Origin of the sequence: Vibrio natriegens NBRC 15636 = ATCC 14048 = DSM 759, from assembly GCF_035621455.1 — a bacterium.
In the GTDB taxonomy this organism is placed as follows: Bacteria; Pseudomonadota; Gammaproteobacteria; order Enterobacterales; family Vibrionaceae; genus Vibrio; species Vibrio natriegens.
Genome location: NZ_CP141822.1, coordinates 1,427,409 through 1,443,019, shown reverse-complemented (window position 1 = coordinate 1,443,019; position 15,611 = coordinate 1,427,409). Strand labels below are relative to the sequence as shown.

The window sequence follows — 15,611 nt, the reverse complement described above, 5'->3', positions numbered from 1 at the left end:
GCGCAACCGGTTGTTCAATGTAAGTAAAAAAAACAAAAAAGAACAATTTTCGTGCTATGAGTCACAATAAAATCACAATAGGACAAAAACATTTGTTCAAAATACAAACAGGTTGCATAAAGGTTGCTGTTATAGAGAGAATTTAATTTGATAATTGTCAGATAAAGTTAGAGCAATGTGAAAGGACCAATAAATAACTGCTTGATATATAGTAAAAAACCCGAGAACTGAACAACCGGTTGTTCATAATTTATAGGTATTGCTCCCCCGATTCTGTAAACCTTAAAGTACCGATATTTATTTATCTAACTTACTAAGTTTTATGGACTATCTATAAATTTAACGCTTTACCTGTTTGGCATTTAGCTCTTCTTCGCTACAATCACATCAATAGAAATTTTGGAAAGATAAATATGACAACATTGTTGGATGTATCCCGACGAGCAGGAGTATCTAAAACGACAGTGTCTCGTGTGATGAACGGGAAAGGACGTATATCGCAAGCAACGAGAGACGCGGTGTTTAAAGCGATAGAGGAACTCAATTATCGACCAAACATTCTTGCACAATCTTTATCCAATCAAACAACCAATAGCGTGGGCTTAATCCTTCCTTCTGGCTATCATAGTTCTCAAAACGTCATGGAAATAATGGATCTGGCTCATGCTATGGCAAGAGAATCAAACAAATTTTTGATCATCACTCAAACTGATACCAATAACATTGAAAGTGGCATTCGCTCTATAAACCAATTAGTCGATCGACGCTGTGACGGGATTTTGTACTACAAAACCTCACATATTGAGGCAGGTAATGGTGAAGAACAACTTTCAAGCCTTATCGATGAACTCCCTATTCCGCTCGTTGTTATCAACTATAAATTGGCGGATAAGCCAAACAACTACGTTTGGTATGATCAGGTAGAAGCTGAAAGCTTAGCAGTGAACAAATTGCTAGAATTGGGACACAAAAAAATAGCCTATATCTGTGGTCCTATGAATATCAACACATCAAGACAACGCTTTGAAGGCTATAAACAGTCTCTTCATAAAAGTGGTTTAGAGATAGATCCTTTTTTAATCATAGAAGCTTCATCATCTTTTGACGGTGGGTATACCGCCTGCCAACAATTACTTCAACGTCAGGTCGAGTTTACCGCAATTGCATGTCACAGTGACGCTATAGCTATAGGTGCCCTAAAAGCGTTACAACAGGAAGGTATTCCAGTTCCTGAAACTATATCTATATTTGGTTTTGGTAATGATGATATATCTACCTATACAAATCCTTCGATTTCTTCGGTTAAATTGCCGGTTAACGACATTGTGCAACGCGCTTGTAAGATGCTCTTCAAAAAAATGGAAAACATAGAGTGTGACTTACACCTACTCGATGATATACACGGTGAGCTTGTACTTCGGGATTCAATAAAAGAAATAACTCTGTAGATATCCAAATAACCTCAAGATACCAGGCTGTTGATCCCGAGTACTCAGAAGACTCAGCGTAGAAGACATCAAAGATGTGGCTATTAGGCACTATTGAGCTATGGAACTTCCTCTTGCCAAAGATCGAATGACAGCCACCGCCTCAATAGAACTTTGACCTAAATAAACCACACCTTGGCAGATACAGCCAAGTAAGCCTGAGAATATCGAGGCATGATGATTTTACATCTCAAGGAAAGAGGAAATCATCATGAATATGGGATACTTAAACGTATTAATGTGTTACCTGCTGGTTGGTATTAGCTACCCTATCGCAGCAGAATCAATGAACAGCATACCAGTATGGACATTCATCGCTATCACCTTCGCAATAGGTTTTGCGTTTTTGTACATCATTGGTCGTGCGACTGGTGCTCCGGCTATTTTTTCACTCAGCTTTAAAACCTGGGCCATCATAAGCTTACAGTCACTGCTTGGGGCTGTACTATACACTGCATTTCTACTGTACGGATTCGAATACTCGAACGCAATTTCTGCCTCAATTTTTACGAGTATCGCTCCGGCAGTAGTACTGACACTGTCGTATTTCTTGCTTAAAGAAAAACTCAGCACTCGAAAAGGTTTTGCGATTCTGTTAGCGATAGCAGGCGTGTTAGCTCTAACAATTCCTTCAAGTGACACATCAGGTAGTACATCGATTTACGGCATCGTTCTACTAGCACTATCAACACTATCAACTTCAGGTTGTGTGATTGCAGCGAAGAAATATGACGTTCAGCTTCCTGCACTAACTATGGCGACAGGCGTATGTTTTACCGGCATGGTTTTTACTGTACCGCTAATGTTTCTGCTTGAAACCAAAGACATTGACCTGTCACTATTGTTTGATAGCAAAAACACAGTGACCATGATCTACTACGGTATTCTGGTATGGGCAGTCCCTTACTTCTGCTTCTTCAACGGCGTAACAAAAATTCCGGCAAGTGCGACTGGTATGGCTTTTGCGATTATCCCTGTAGCGTCAACTTTCTTCTCTATCATCTTCTTTGACCAGTCACTGACGATGACAGACGGAATTGCACTGCTGATGGTAACCGGTTCAATTCTTCTTTCAGAATCGAACGAAACCGAATCTTATACAGTACAAACTGAGTTAGAAAGTTAACGCACCAACACTGAACACAACAAATCACAAACGCACTCCCAAGGTGAAAATAGCACCAAGTGAGTGCGTTTAGTTTATTGACATAACATTTTTTCTCCTCAAACTTTTCTTATCAGCAAAGCTATCTCACTGTTTTCCCGACATTTATGCAATATGCACCTTTTTTGCGCACAGAAATTAACCAAGACTTTTTAGTGGCACTTATATTGCTTTATAGCTAGTAACTGGTTTTAGTTGGGAACACTTGAATGATGAGCACTATTTTTTCGACTGACACTTTGGATCAAAAAGATAGATTCAACTACTGGAATGACGTGGTAACTAAACACTACGCACCTTGTCTGGGTATCGCCAGTGATACAACTCAATTCAAAGCGACGACATCTGTTCAACACGTTGGCTCTACAGAATTAAGCCATGTCGCTTCAGAAAGTATTCGCTATGATCGTCGCACTACAGATTTACGCAATGTACCACGCGAAGACATATTTCTTTCTGTTATGTTAGAGGGCGAAGGTTATTTCGAGCAAAATGACCGTCAGGTATCACACAATGTTGGTGACATCCTAATATACGATTCTGGCAAACCATATTCATTCAATTATACTTCCGCCTACAAAGCGATGCTTCTGCGTATTCCTCGTCCGTTAATCCAGGCGAAAGTAACCCGATTAGATAATTTGGGTGGCACTGTTTTAAATGATCAGTCATCATTTGGTCGCTTAATCAAGTCGCTAATGAACGAGACATCAATTATAGCCTCATCTCCAGAGCTGATAAACGAGGACGATTTTATTGTCCCAACACTCGATATGCTGACAACGGCCATCAGTCGGGCAACGGCAAACGATAGCCCTATCGCGTCTAACAATAAACAACTAAACGAAATCAAAACTTACATCCGCAATCATATTACTGATGAAGAGTTAAGCCTTGAAAGTGTTGCTTCTCAAAAGGGTATTTCTTTGCGAACACTAAGCAGACTATTTGCCGAAGTTGGAGAAACTCCACGTAATTGGTTGCAATCCCAGCGTCTATCTTGTGCCTACGATGCACTGGCAAATAAACGTGTAACAAACATCACTGAAGCGGCACTCACTTTTGGTTATAAAGATCTTTCTCACTTTAGCCGCACTTTCAAAAAACAATTTGGTTACTCTCCACGAGAATTGACACGATAACCATCTAAAATTCAATGAGTAAAAATAAAAAAGGGATAAGTAACTGTGCTACTTATCCCTTTTGCTTCTACCCCAATACCCTATTAAAGATCTTGAATACCTTTACAGTCACTCAAGTTATCTTTAGTAATAATAGGGTTTGGCATATAGATGTATTTATCTAACTTCTCACCATCCAACAATTTCACCGCCGCATCTACTGCGTATTTGGCGTCACTGTAAGCATCAGACAATACTGTCGCATACTGGATACCCGCTTTGATATTTTTGTACCCTGGGACTTCACAACCAACACCGACTAAAGCGAGCTTAGAAGCATCAATATTGGCGCGTTCAGCTGCGACAATCACACCCGCCATCATTAAATCTTCTACCGCGTAGACACCTTCAACCTGATCACCAAAGCGAGTGAATAGTGAAGACGCGGCTGTCATAGAGACGTTCTGATCCCAGTTACCTGGTTGTTCACCGAGAATTTTAATGTCCGGTGCTAGCTTGCTTAGCTCTTCAGTAAAGCCTTTCATACGACCAATTGACGTTGGGGCCCCCGGAGTACCGGTAATCACAAAAATTTCGCCTTTTTTACCATAGCCTTTCGCTTCAAACGCATCGACCATCGCTTTCGCAGATTCACGACCAATGTCTTCACTGTTTCCGCCTGTATACACATCCCAGAATCTTTCAGACTGTTTTGCTGGTAACGCGTCACTGATGATGAGTGGAATACCCGCTTTTTGAATTTTGCGCATAGATGGAATGAGCGCGTTTGCATCTACCGGCCATAAGATAATCGCATCTGGGCGTTTCGCAATCGCCTGTTCAACCTGGTTAGCCTGGTTCGCTGGATCAAACGGACTGGTTGTTGTTTCAAAATCCAAACCCGCAGCGGTTGCTTCTTGCTTGAAGAAACGTAAGTAGTCCGCACAGTACGTACATTCTTCAGTTGGCTGAAGCAGTATCACTGACTTACCTTCCGCAGCCTGTGCCACCGACACAGTTGCGGCTGAAGCAAGCGCGGCTGTCGTAGCCAGCGCAGTTAAAGAGTGTTTTAGAAATAATTTTGTTTTCATCGTGACATCTCCGTTGTCCGTTGATTATCCATGTGTTTTTTTAACAAGATTTATACGTAGTGAACTCAGATCACCATTCATCAGAACGACGAATCCCAGAACACAACCATTGACTAATAATGTGGTCGCAGAACTTGCGCCCATAAGGCTCAACCCATTACCAAGAGCAGCAAGAATCATCACACCTACCGCTACCTGATGAATTTTGCCGACGCCACCACCAAGAGAGACACCACCCAGAATCGCGGCAGAAGCAGCTTGAATTAGGAGCGTGTCACCAAGTGTTGGCGAGCCTGTTGCCAGACTGATTGAAATCAAAGCACCTGCTAAGGCGGCTAGCATTCCAGATAAACCAAATGCAACACACAAAGCAGCAGAAGTATTTGCACCGCTCATGATTGCGGATTGTCTGTGGCTACCTGTTGCATACAGGTCTCTTCCCAAGCGAGTAAAGCTAAGAAGCAGGTATACAACTATCATCGCTGCAATCGTAATAAGGATGCGAGGTGAGAATACGTACGCTATCTGTGCATCCAAAACATCTGATGCATCAAAGTTGTAGTAAGGGACGACATTGCCATCAGCGATCCAGTAAGCAAAACCCGATAACAGAATCATCATGCCTAGTGTGCTTACTAACGAAGAAACTTTGAGTTTAATAATGAACGCAGCATTAATAAGTCCGACGACAAGGCCAAACACCATCGCCCACATCACACCTATAATGGCGCTATCTACGCCTGTTTTAGCCAGAATAAGACCACCGACAGCAACCATTGAAGCAACTGAAAGATCGAACTCACCAACAATCATAGTGAGCACCAGACCTAAAGCCACCAGCCCAACTAAACCGAAATTCTGCATTAAAGCAAACAGGTTCCCACTGGTTAAAAAGAAACTGTTCATGCAAGCAAAAAAGACAGGTATAGCGATAAACAGAAACACTCGTAATATGTCTGACGAATTCCATTTAGATTTCATTTTGCATCTCCTTTATTTACGCTTACGAGACAGTAATGCACCCAGCACTACAGAAATAAGTACAACTGCGCCTTTTACCATCAACTGCATATCCAGAGAAAAACCAGCCAACAACAGAACGTTACCAACTATCGCCAGGAACAGAGCGCCAAATACTGCGTCTTTTATACGGCCATGCCCACCAGCAATAGCAACGCCACCAACGAGTACTGCCGCAATTGCACTAAAATCCAGTCCTGCACCAAGCGACAAATTCCCTTGTGAGTTTTGCGATGCGATAAGAATACCGGTTAAAGAAGCGGTTGAAGACGCGATGATATAAGCCATCGCAACGGCTAATCCCACTCGAAGTCCAGAAAGTTTTGCAGTGGTTGCATTGATACCAATTAGCTGGATTTCTCGCCCTAAACGCATGCGTGATAAGAAGAACTCACACGCAAACAACACGAATATCAAAATAAATAACTGGTTTGGTACTCCCGGGAAGATATGACCGACACCGAGCCACTCAACGCTGACATCACTAGTTATGGTTCGTCCACCCGATACCCAGGAACCAATACCGGTAATCACCGAAGACGCTGCAATCGTCGTGATAATTGGATTGGTTTTCATTGCGCCAACTGCCGTACCCTGAATAACACCGAAGATGATGCCGACGGCCAAAGTCAAAACAATCGCCGCTGGAATACCAAACTGCAATGAGCTAGCAAAAATAATGGTGGATATAGACGTTGTCGCACTGATCGACAACATAAACAAATTGCCACTAATTGTTACCAAAGCCAGTCCGCAAGCGGCTATGCCGACCGAGACGGTAGAAAATAGAATTGAACTTAAATTTTGCGTGGTAGCGAAGCCGTCAATGAATACGCTTGCCAACACCGCAACAATCACGATGGCAAACCTTACCGATGTTGCCTGAATACGGGTTGGAGAAAACGCCGCGCCGCTCAGGGACAGAAATGGTAACGCTGATTTTGAAGAGGTTGCTCCAATCATGCTGCATCCCTCGCTTTTCCGTGCAGAATGTCTTGTAAGATGCTTTCCTGAGTCGCATCTTTCCTTAATACGCTGTTTATTACTTCGCCTTTAAATACCGTGACTATGCGATCAGCAAAGTCGAGAATCTCTTCCAGATCGGTAGAGTAAAAGACAATTGAAAGCCCTTGATCCGCTCGATCTCTTAAGCGCTGGTAAATATCGGCACGTGCACCAATATCCACGCCCCGGGTTGGCTCATTTAGCAGCAGTAAATTGGGATTCGTTGCAATGGCTTTACCCAGAACCACTTTCTGTTGGTTACCACCACTGAGTGAAGAAACAGGTTCATGATTTCGATCCGGATTGAGAGTAAATGACTCTGCTAGCTCCACACCGTTTTTTGTATCCTTAGGTTTTGAAATCACACCCCAATGAGACAGAACATCCAGCGCTCTTGAAGTTAGATTCATGCCAATTGGCGCTTCCAGAAATGCGCCTTTACCGGCTCTATCTTCTGGTACATAAGAAATAGCGTGTTGCTCAGCATCATATATAGAGTTGAGTGCTATAGGGTTCTGATTGAGCAATATAACGCCCTGCTCTGCTGGTGCTAAACCGGCTAATGTACGCAAGAATAAATCCGCTCCGGCACCAAGCTGACCGACAATGGCGACGATTTCACCCTTGTGACAGGTAAAATCTAACGGACCATAACCATTCTCTATTTGCACATTTTTGCATTCAAGCAATACGTCCCCATGCTGTCGTTGAGGCCTGATAACGCCCCTCTCAACTTCATGACCAAGCATGGCACTAACCAGTTCCGGTCCTGTGACATCTTTGGTATTACGGGTAAAGATATGTTTACCGCCACGGAACACCGTAACGCGATCGGTGATGGTAAAGACTTCATCCAAACGGTGACTGATAATGACCAACGTGGTTCCGGCTGCTTTCAGCTTACGCATAATAGAAAAGACTTTTTCAATCTCTGCATCAGAAAGAGTTGCAGTCGGTTCATCAAGAAGTAGTACATGTGCACCACTTGCAAGCCCACGTGCAATCTCAACCAATTGTCTTTCTGCTAAAGAGAGTGTTTCCGCAAGCTGGTGAGGAGAAATATGTTCTAAACCCACATCGGCAAGCAGTTTAGTGACTTGTTCTGTATAGCGACCTCTACGATAGATTTGCCCATTTTCTTTCATCCCGATAACAATGTTATCCAGCACGCTCAGATGCGGCAGGATTGAAAGTTCCTGATGGACGATAGTAATCAAAGAGGGGTCGACACGTTTACCTAGCTCGACGTTCATGCCGCCAATTTCTAATGTTCCTGTGTCTGGTGTGACATAACCGCCAAGAATTTTTACCAGCGTGCTTTTGCCCGCTCCATTTTCCCCGCATAGACCGAGAATTTCTCCGCTGCGGAGAGAAAAACTGACATCATTTAAAGCAAATACGCCACCATATCGTTTAGATATGTTATTCGCCGTCAGTATATTTTTTGCTTCCATTGCGCTGTTGTCCTTTCTCAAAATTATTGAGATTTAGGGCTCACTTTCATTTACATCGAAATGGTTTTTACGTAAGCCGTATATTTATACATCTAAATCATGCATTAAGGACATCTTAGCGTTCTAAAGCGGAGTGATACTTGTCTGACCGAGACAAGAGTTATGATAATTAGGACATAAATCGGAGCCTGAATTTAAACGCCTTAATTCAGAGCCAAAGAAACATAACAAGATAATCAGATACAAAAAAAAGGATAAGCAGTAAAACTACTTATCCAAACAGACACAATCATCAACAATACTAGGAAGAGCTACTTATTTGTTACCAAGCAACGGTAATTTTTCGAGCATGTTCTTCAGATTCAATGAATCCCATGGCAGGTGTTCTGCAATACCCAAGCCGACAACTTCAGTATTTTCACTGGCTACACTAATAACTTTTACAACATCATCCATTGTGATTTGGCCCTGAGCGATGCCTTCATAAGCATCCTCAGGAACATTTGGATTTTTGAAGAGAAGTGACCCAAAGTTAGCAATGCTGAGTACATCTAAATCCAAATGAATAGCAAGAACCTTAATGTTTTCTTCTTCTACCCATTTTTGGATCGAAGTGATTTCAGTTTGGATTTCTTCAGGGCGACATACGCGCATATTACGGTCTTTCAGAAAGTTAGCTTCAAACTCGCTCTCGTTATTAACACCCGCGTACATGATTTTATTAGCTTTTATTGGTGTGCTAACGAAATCAGTCAGGTCACTGTCACCTTCACCCATCAATGCACGTAATACAGAAGCATGAGAATGCTCAAATTCTTCTGAAGTCATGATATCCGGGTGAGCATCAACCCAAAGAATACCTAAATCATCACCATACTTTTCTTGTAAGTAAGCAAATGGTGCCAGGTCAACCAAGCAGTCACCACCTAACACAACTAAACTGTCTGGGCTGTGTTTTTCAATCAGCTCTTTTGAATTCTGGATTTGCGGAATGATCTCTGAGCGGCCAACGATGCCGTTTTCATTTTCTAATTGACGGTTTTCGTCAAAAGTTACGTTTACTTCTTCAACCGGACCATTCGTTTCAGGTGCTAACCAAGCTAATAGTTGAGCGCCAAAATAATAAGCATGATTGTTGCCGCCTTGCCATTGTGGCATTAGCAGTCTTAGGGTTTTATTTTCTACAGACATAATAAATTACCTTAAATTGGAATACAGACTAACCGCTGTATCACTCATAAACTGTTGCAAATACACGTGCAGGGAAACTCGCTAGCGGAACTCTGGGAGGAACGGCTGTCAGATAAGCATCTTTACCTTCTGCGGCAGCGATGTTGGTCATGTCTTCACAGATAACAATGCCGTTGCTTAAGAGAATATTGTGAACCGGAATTGCAGCTTCAGATGTTTCGATATTATCTACCAGTGGAGAATCTATCCCGACTAATACCACACCTTGTTCAACTAAATAGTCAGCCGCTTCAACAGAAAGGTATGGTGTATTAATTCCGTACTCTTCCTTACCGAAAAACTGGTCATGCTTACTATTAAGCAGTACCGCTTTACCTGATACTTCTAATCCATCAAAGTCTTCTCGTTCAAAAGAAACTCTGCTATCTGGCTTATTCACCACAATCAGCGGCAGGTGGGCTAATTTTTCTAACGGGTAATCACAAATCTTGTCACCATCTGGGTCTTCGTGATAAGGCGCATCAATGTAAGTACCTGAGATACCCAATAAGTTAATACCATCAATTAATGCGTTATTGCCGAATCGTGGGAAATGGTCATATACCTCAACATGGCTAAGTCCCGGATAGGTTTCCATTCCATGTTCAAGTTTATGGTTAAGCTCGATAAATTCCTTAACAACTATCTTAGTCATTGAGTCCTTCCTTATTATTTCTGTTCCTTTGAAAACTAATATACGCAATCCAGACACGAAAACTTGGCTGAAAAAGACAAATACTTGTTTGTCAGTGCCAAGCTTGCTGTCCACTACGAACTAACCAAGTTTTGCACTGCGCTTAATGGTTAAACTTAACTAAAATCGTCCCTTGAGCCTGACGAGATGTTAAATGTTGATAAGCGTCATCATATTCCTCTAGCGGAAATACGCTGTCTATCCGTGGTTTGATTTTGCCTTGTTCTAAAAGAATTTTCAGAACATGAAAAACATGTTCAACATCTTCATCCGTCTCTAAGTGCGCATCAAATCCGAGTAATTTTTTCTCATATACGACAACATCAACAATATCGATTTCTGATGTAACTCCGCCAGCGAAACCTATCGATACGACTGCTCCGTGGGTCTTCAAACATTTCATCAACTGCCCCAGAACGTCAGCCGCAACAGTATCGAAAGCTAAATCAACACCCTGGCCTTCCGTAATACCCATCACGGTAGAAAGCATGTCTTGTGACGAAAGGTCAACGACATGTTTAGCTCCTGACTCAAGAGCTTTAGCGACTTTTCCACTTGTAGAAACGACACCGATAGGTGTGCCTCCCAATGCGTTAACCAGTTGAATCAGAGCGTGACCTAGAGAGCCGGTTGCACCAGAAATCAACACTGTTTGGCCTGCTTTAAATTGACCGACTCGACTGATTGCCTGATACGCGGATACGTAATTAATCGGAAGCGCAGCGGCTACATTCAGATCAGTATTTGCAGGAAGCTCTACAATCCATTTGTTCTCTACCAGAGCAAATTCTTGCTGCAAGCCATCTTCTGTAATGCCCAATGTGCCGCCACCATAAATGGCAACCGCTGTCCCAGCTTTGAATAGGTCACTTTCTACGACGACACCAGATCCATCATTGCTTAACACTAACGGAGCTTTTGCGGCTGGTACTGCCCCCAGTCTGATCTGATTTGATAAAGGGTTGACTGTTGCAGCATGCATTTTAACCAGAGTAAATCCTGGCTTAGTTTGAGGAGTTGAGCGTTCTTCTATTTGAAGAACCGATTGAGCACCTAATTGCTTCGCGACTAATGCTTTCATTCTTATTCCGAAAATGTTCATACGCTGCACACAGCAACGTCGTTAAAAACGGAGAAATTATGAATGAGGTTACAACAGCAGCGTTACTCTCTGACGGACAACCTGTTTGCTCTGAGTGACAAGCTTAGCCTTGTCGAAGTTGAGAAGGTGTGACACCGTAGGTTTCTTTAAACATCTTGCTAAAATGAGAAATATTGGAAAAGCCATGTTGGTGTGCAATCTCACTTATTGGTATATCTGAATTTGTCATAATCAGCTTGTAGCTTGCTTTAATTCTCTGTTGCCATACCCACTTCATCACCGAAGTGTTTTCTTTACTAAACAACCGACTCAGCGTTCTTGAAGACATATGAAACTGCTGAGAAATTGATTCAACAGACAACGAATGTTCACCGATATGGTCAATAACATACTGCTGAACCAAGGTTAAATTGTCTTTTTTGTCACGCTGTACCGCACGATTACCTTCTGGCGAAACCGCTTCAAAAGCACTGCTCAGCATGGACAAAATAGCTGAGAGCATTTTGTCACCAAAAATGTCTTCCTGCTCTTCGCTTTCCCACGCCTGTTCGATCATTGAGCCAACGAAACGCCCTAACGGGGAGTCACTCTTCAATGTCTTATTTAACAAACGCTCCGAGCTGTTTACTTTTACGTTAAAAACGGAATGAGGAACAGAAATCACAATCTGGTTGTCACCTTGTGGAAAGCGATATGAGAACGGTTGATTGTTATCATAAACAACAATATCGCCCGCCAATTGTTCGGTAGTCGTATTATTTTGCGTCAGTTGTGCGTAAGGACAAAGCGATAAACAAATGAAATAATCATCCGTATAACTCGCTTCTTCCATTTCATGGTATTCCATGGGCGTAGAGCGTATACGAGTGATTAATGCGCTTCGCCCTAGAGATTTCACTGATAACTCCCCCTGAAAATCACCTTCAGTCAGGTTTTTGTTTTTGGTAAAGGCCGAGTAAGTTGAGCCAACTAAATTCTGCCAGTATTCAAAACTCTCTTGTGCTCTAACATCACGTGTGGAATAGCTTCTGCCCATTAGTTAAACCTTGCTTTCTGAGGTTATTGTTCTATCACTATTGTCAGGTATTGATTCAGGATGCACAATTTTTCTTACTGTTGATTTGAAAAACATTACTGTTATTTGGAGCGCCACTCAGTATTTTTACCAACGACGTAAGCCATAACCTACCGACTTATTGGTCAGTAGATAGTTATACTATCGAACCCCTTTCAAGGCACCAACTTAGTGCAAAACAATCAATTTGGTTCAATTAATAAAGCAAATCTTCTCCATACATCTGTTTTTGTTGACTTTAAAAAAGGCTTAATTCTTGCATTATTTGCACGTTTCCAACGTAATTTAGGGTGTAATTATGAACTTAATGCATAATACAGATATGATCAGTTCTTCTGAGAGGTTCGACTATTGGGAAAATGTCATTTCTGACAATTATGTGAAGATTCATTGTGAGTTAGGGAATAGTAAAAACAGCACTGTAGATGCATCTTTATTTGGTCATCATTTTGGCGGAGTGATACTCAACGACCACCAAATAAATGTACCTATGAAATATTATCGTTCAGAAAAAGACGTTTCTTCGGATCAAAGTGAAGACCTCCAGTTTCTCCTGCTATTGAACGGGTTTGGAGAAATTAAACAAGAGGGGCGTAAAGCTGAGATAATCAGTGGTGACATGGTTTTGTACGACTCTTCTAAACCGTTTTATCTGGACTACTCTGAAAATCATCGCGCTCTGAATATCAAATTTCCGAAGAGTCTCATACGTACCAACTTTGATAACGTATCACCGTTTATCGCTCGGACTCTAAAATCTAACAGTACAATGGGTAAACTGGCGGCTTCAACGATTAGAGAGTACGCTAGTTTACCGAAACTCAATGATATTTCCTCAGAATTAACCTTGTCTTCAGCCCTTATGGATATCATATCCACTGCTCTGAATGTCGAGTTTGATTCAGACAGTCGTGCAACGGATACTAAGAAAAAAGAAAAGCTGGATAAGATTAAACAAGTTCTTATTCATAACCTTCATGATACAGACCTGAGCACCACTACCATCGCAGAAATGCACTATATGACAACACGCACACTTAACCGCCTGTTCGCAACTGAAGGAACAACAGCAATTAAATGGCTATGGGAACAACGGCTAGAACTGGCTTACAAAATGCTGATAGGAAGAAAAGTAAAACGTGTATCGGACGTTGCCATTCATTGCGGTTTCAATGACTTTTCGCATTTCAGCCGAGCTTTCAAAAAAGCCTATGGAATGACACCAAAAGAACTTTTATCAGGAAAATAAAATAGATAGGTAATAGCGAACGGAAAGGAAGATTCATACTGAGACAAATCTTCCTTTTTACATCTATTTGACTTGAATTTTATTGAGAGGAAGCGAAATCATGCTTTCAAAATCGATAAATCTCGCACTATCATTCGAAATAGCCGTCAAATGATTACTAAACTCAGAATCTTCAGGTGATTCATACGTATAGATAGATAGCGCATCATACTCATCGTATTCGTTAGTGGTGTAAGTATCGCCCGTTTCTTCCGGCTTTCTGATTGGGTGTTGGGTATAACTGACCAAGCCTCGTGCATTACTAACCATCACGTCACGATGCTCTTCATACAAATTTAAAAACTCTTCTTTTGTCATCCCTGGTTTTCTCTTCATGAGATAAGCGACGGTATGCATTATTACTCCTTAATTTCTGACATATTTTGTTGTTCCAATAACCATTTGGTTAACTAACCACCGCCAACTTAGCACCCCCGAACATTAATAAATTGACTCAAACTACCATCTCTATTGACTTGTTTGGACAACTAAACACCTCACTCTAATTTGTCATTTTGAGTAAATTTTCCTGTCTGACTGAGTCAAGAATATTTGCAGCTCGATATGTTTAATAAGTGTTCTTAATGGATCATTTATTAACTTACATGGATGTAATATGAAAAAAATGACTAGTGAGTGGAAGCTTGTTCTTCTGCTAGCCATACTGTTTGGCATCATTGGATTGGACCGATTTGCTGTTGTATATCTTTTCCCTGTCATCGTTCCTGAATTAGGACTTAACAATGCTCAAGCTGGAGCAATAGCCTCAATATTAGCGTTTACTTACGCCATATCTACCTGGTTACTTGGGAGTTATTCTGATCGCCATGGTCGTAAAGGCGTCCTAATCTTTTCTACCGTTTTCTTTTCTGTAATGACATGGCTCACAGGTATCGCAAAATCATTTACTGCCATGCTGGCTATCCGTGGCCTGCTTGGAATTGGTGAAGGCGGTGTATTTAGCACAAGTGTCGCAACCATTTCAGAGAACGTTAAACCTGAGAAAAAGGGGCTAATGATGGGTGTCCATCAGGCATTCTTCCCGTTATTAGGAATTGGTCTTGGCCCTATCATTGCCACCCAGCTTAATGAAGTTATTCCATGGGAAGCCGTATTTTTCGTCGTAGGTATTCCGGGGATCCTTCTTGCATATGGCCTACATAAGGTAATGAAAAATAAACCAATAGCTCAGTCAGCAAGTAATAAAGACTCATCTGAACCTGAAAAAAGCAGCGCACTATCAGTACTTAAAGTTCGAAATGTTTGGGTCGCAACACTAATGAGCTGTTGTTTCCAAAGTGGGCTTTACGTTTTCTCTACCTTTGTTGCTTTATACCTAACTCAGGTTGTTCACTTAGAGCTCTCGGATGTTGGCTTTATTATCTCAGGCTGGGGCTTTGGTGGTGCATTAGGCATGATCATTATGCCTTCGCTTTCAGATCGCTTGGGAAGAAAGCCTGTCGTATTTGTATGTTCAGCTATCTACGGCGCACTAATGTTCTTATTCGCATTTAGTACTGGCCTTAGCCAAATTCAAATGTTCTTACTTTTGGGCTTTGCCGGCATCTTCGGCTTTGGTCTTGCCCCTATTTACTTGGCAATCATCCCCGCAGAAAGCGTTCCTTCCAAACAGGCTGGCAGTGCTGTCGGGATTCCTACTGGTGTGGGAGAAATGGCAGGCGGTGTGATCATGCCTATCGTCGCTGGTGGATTAGCTGACCTGTTTGGTTTACATATCACAATGGAAATTGTCGGTGGTGCGTTTGCTCTGATTGCAATTCTTTCATTGCTATTCATTGAAACGGCACCTGTGAAAATTCAACGCCGTCAGGTATCTCTGACAGCAAGTTCATAACAACAATTAAAATCTATTTTCAAA

Annotated in this window: 14 protein-coding genes; 5 read left to right on the top strand and 9 right to left on the bottom strand. The window is 41.8% G+C overall.

Annotation, left to right across the window (positions count from 1 at the left end; translation table 11 throughout):
* The first annotated feature begins 413 nt into the window (after positions 1-413).
* The 3 genes from VER99_RS06625 to VER99_RS06615 all read left to right on the top strand — a co-directional run bounded on the left by VER99_RS06625 (position 414) and on the right by VER99_RS06615 (position 3,794).
* Complete coding sequence (locus VER99_RS06625; protein WP_024373096.1) at positions 414-1,448, top strand: LacI family DNA-binding transcriptional regulator; 1,035 nt, start codon at positions 414-416, stop codon at positions 1,446-1,448.
* 250 nt (positions 1,449-1,698) lie between these two features.
* Positions 1,699-2,613: a DMT family transporter gene (locus VER99_RS06620; protein WP_020333165.1), complete on the top strand. Its 915-nt coding sequence runs from the start codon at positions 1,699-1,701 to the stop codon at positions 2,611-2,613.
* A gap of 248 nt (positions 2,614-2,861) precedes the next feature.
* A complete protein-coding gene (locus tag VER99_RS06615; RefSeq protein WP_020333164.1) occupies positions 2,862-3,794 on the top strand; it encodes a helix-turn-helix domain-containing protein in 933 nt (310 codons plus the stop codon).
* Between the two features lie 83 nt (positions 3,795-3,877).
* Here the strand turns inward: VER99_RS06615 and VER99_RS06610 are convergent, their stop codons facing one another.
* The 8 genes from VER99_RS06610 to VER99_RS06575 form a co-directional block, all read right to left on the bottom strand.
* The gene (locus VER99_RS06610; RefSeq protein ID WP_020333163.1) at positions 3,878-4,864 is read right to left on the bottom strand and encodes a sugar ABC transporter substrate-binding protein; all 987 of its coding nucleotides are present in this window, start codon (positions 4,862-4,864) and stop codon (positions 3,878-3,880) included.
* Positions 4,865-4,888: 24 nt separating this feature from the next.
* Entirely contained in the window at positions 4,889-5,845 is a 957-nt protein-coding gene (locus VER99_RS06605) for an ABC transporter permease (RefSeq protein ID WP_020333162.1), read from the bottom strand.
* Between the two features lie 12 nt (positions 5,846-5,857).
* Positions 5,858-6,847 carry an ABC transporter permease gene (locus VER99_RS06600; protein ID WP_020333161.1) on the bottom strand — a complete coding sequence of 330 codons (990 nt, stop codon included), beginning with the start codon at positions 6,845-6,847 and terminating at the stop codon, positions 5,858-5,860.
* Positions 6,844-8,343 (bottom strand): sugar ABC transporter ATP-binding protein, encoded by a 1,500-nt coding sequence (locus VER99_RS06595; RefSeq protein WP_020333160.1) that lies wholly within the window; start codon positions 8,341-8,343, stop codon positions 6,844-6,846. Before VER99_RS06595 ends, VER99_RS06600 begins: the two co-directional genes overlap by 4 nt.
* Before the next feature lie 315 nt (positions 8,344-8,658).
* A complete protein-coding gene (locus VER99_RS06590; RefSeq protein WP_020333159.1) occupies positions 8,659-9,534 on the bottom strand; it encodes an arginase family protein in 876 nt (291 codons plus the stop codon).
* A gap of 40 nt (positions 9,535-9,574) precedes the next feature.
* Positions 9,575-10,228 (bottom strand): cyclase family protein, encoded by a 654-nt coding sequence (locus VER99_RS06585; RefSeq protein WP_020333158.1) that lies wholly within the window; start codon positions 10,226-10,228, stop codon positions 9,575-9,577.
* A 142-nt stretch (positions 10,229-10,370) separates the two neighbouring features.
* On the bottom strand, positions 10,371-11,348 hold the full coding sequence (locus VER99_RS06580; protein WP_020333157.1) for a quinone oxidoreductase family protein: 978 nt from the start codon (positions 11,346-11,348) through the stop codon (positions 10,371-10,373).
* A 124-nt stretch (positions 11,349-11,472) separates the two neighbouring features.
* Positions 11,473-12,405: a helix-turn-helix domain-containing protein gene (locus VER99_RS06575; RefSeq protein ID WP_020333156.1), complete on the bottom strand. Its 933-nt coding sequence runs from the start codon at positions 12,403-12,405 to the stop codon at positions 11,473-11,475.
* 337 nt (positions 12,406-12,742) lie between these two features.
* On the opposite strand from VER99_RS06575, the gene VER99_RS06570 reads away from it, so the two are divergent.
* Positions 12,743-13,693, top strand: a complete 951-nt coding sequence (locus tag VER99_RS06570) for an AraC family transcriptional regulator (protein ID WP_020333155.1) — start codon at positions 12,743-12,745, stop codon at positions 13,691-13,693.
* Between the two features lie 63 nt (positions 13,694-13,756).
* On the opposite strand, the gene VER99_RS06565 is transcribed toward VER99_RS06570, so the two are convergent.
* A complete protein-coding gene (locus VER99_RS06565) occupies positions 13,757-14,089 on the bottom strand; it encodes an EthD domain-containing protein (RefSeq protein WP_020333154.1) in 333 nt (110 codons plus the stop codon).
* A gap of 259 nt (positions 14,090-14,348) precedes the next feature.
* On the opposite strand from VER99_RS06565, the gene VER99_RS06560 reads away from it, so the two are divergent.
* Positions 14,349-15,587, top strand: a complete 1,239-nt coding sequence (locus VER99_RS06560; RefSeq protein WP_020333153.1) for an MFS transporter — start codon at positions 14,349-14,351, stop codon at positions 15,585-15,587.
* Positions 15,588-15,611 lie beyond the last annotated feature (24 nt).

Coding starts and splice junctions, on each gene's coding strand:
- VER99_RS06625 (WP_024373096.1), top strand. CDS start 414: ATGACAACATTGTTGGATGTATCCCGACGAGCAGGAGTATCTAAAACG.
- VER99_RS06620 (WP_020333165.1), top strand. CDS start 1,699: ATGAATATGGGATACTTAAACGTATTAATGTGTTACCTGCTGGTTGGT.
- VER99_RS06615 (WP_020333164.1), top strand. CDS start 2,862: ATGATGAGCACTATTTTTTCGACTGACACTTTGGATCAAAAAGATAGA.
- VER99_RS06610 (WP_020333163.1), bottom strand. CDS start 4,864: ATGAAAACAAAATTATTTCTAAAACACTCTTTAACTGCGCTGGCTACG.
- VER99_RS06605 (WP_020333162.1), bottom strand. CDS start 5,845: ATGAAATCTAAATGGAATTCGTCAGACATATTACGAGTGTTTCTGTTT.
- VER99_RS06600 (WP_020333161.1), bottom strand. CDS start 6,847: ATGATTGGAGCAACCTCTTCAAAATCAGCGTTACCATTTCTGTCCCTG.
- VER99_RS06595 (WP_020333160.1), bottom strand. CDS start 8,343: ATGGAAGCAAAAAATATACTGACGGCGAATAACATATCTAAACGATAT.
- VER99_RS06590 (WP_020333159.1), bottom strand. CDS start 9,534: ATGTCTGTAGAAAATAAAACCCTAAGACTGCTAATGCCACAATGGCAA.
- VER99_RS06585 (WP_020333158.1), bottom strand. CDS start 10,228: ATGACTAAGATAGTTGTTAAGGAATTTATCGAGCTTAACCATAAACTT.
- VER99_RS06580 (WP_020333157.1), bottom strand. CDS start 11,348: ATGAAAGCATTAGTCGCGAAGCAATTAGGTGCTCAATCGGTTCTTCAA.
- VER99_RS06575 (WP_020333156.1), bottom strand. CDS start 12,405: ATGGGCAGAAGCTATTCCACACGTGATGTTAGAGCACAAGAGAGTTTT.
- VER99_RS06570 (WP_020333155.1), top strand. CDS start 12,743: ATGAACTTAATGCATAATACAGATATGATCAGTTCTTCTGAGAGGTTC.
- VER99_RS06565 (WP_020333154.1), bottom strand. CDS start 14,089: ATGCATACCGTCGCTTATCTCATGAAGAGAAAACCAGGGATGACAAAA.
- VER99_RS06560 (WP_020333153.1), top strand. CDS start 14,349: ATGAAAAAAATGACTAGTGAGTGGAAGCTTGTTCTTCTGCTAGCCATA.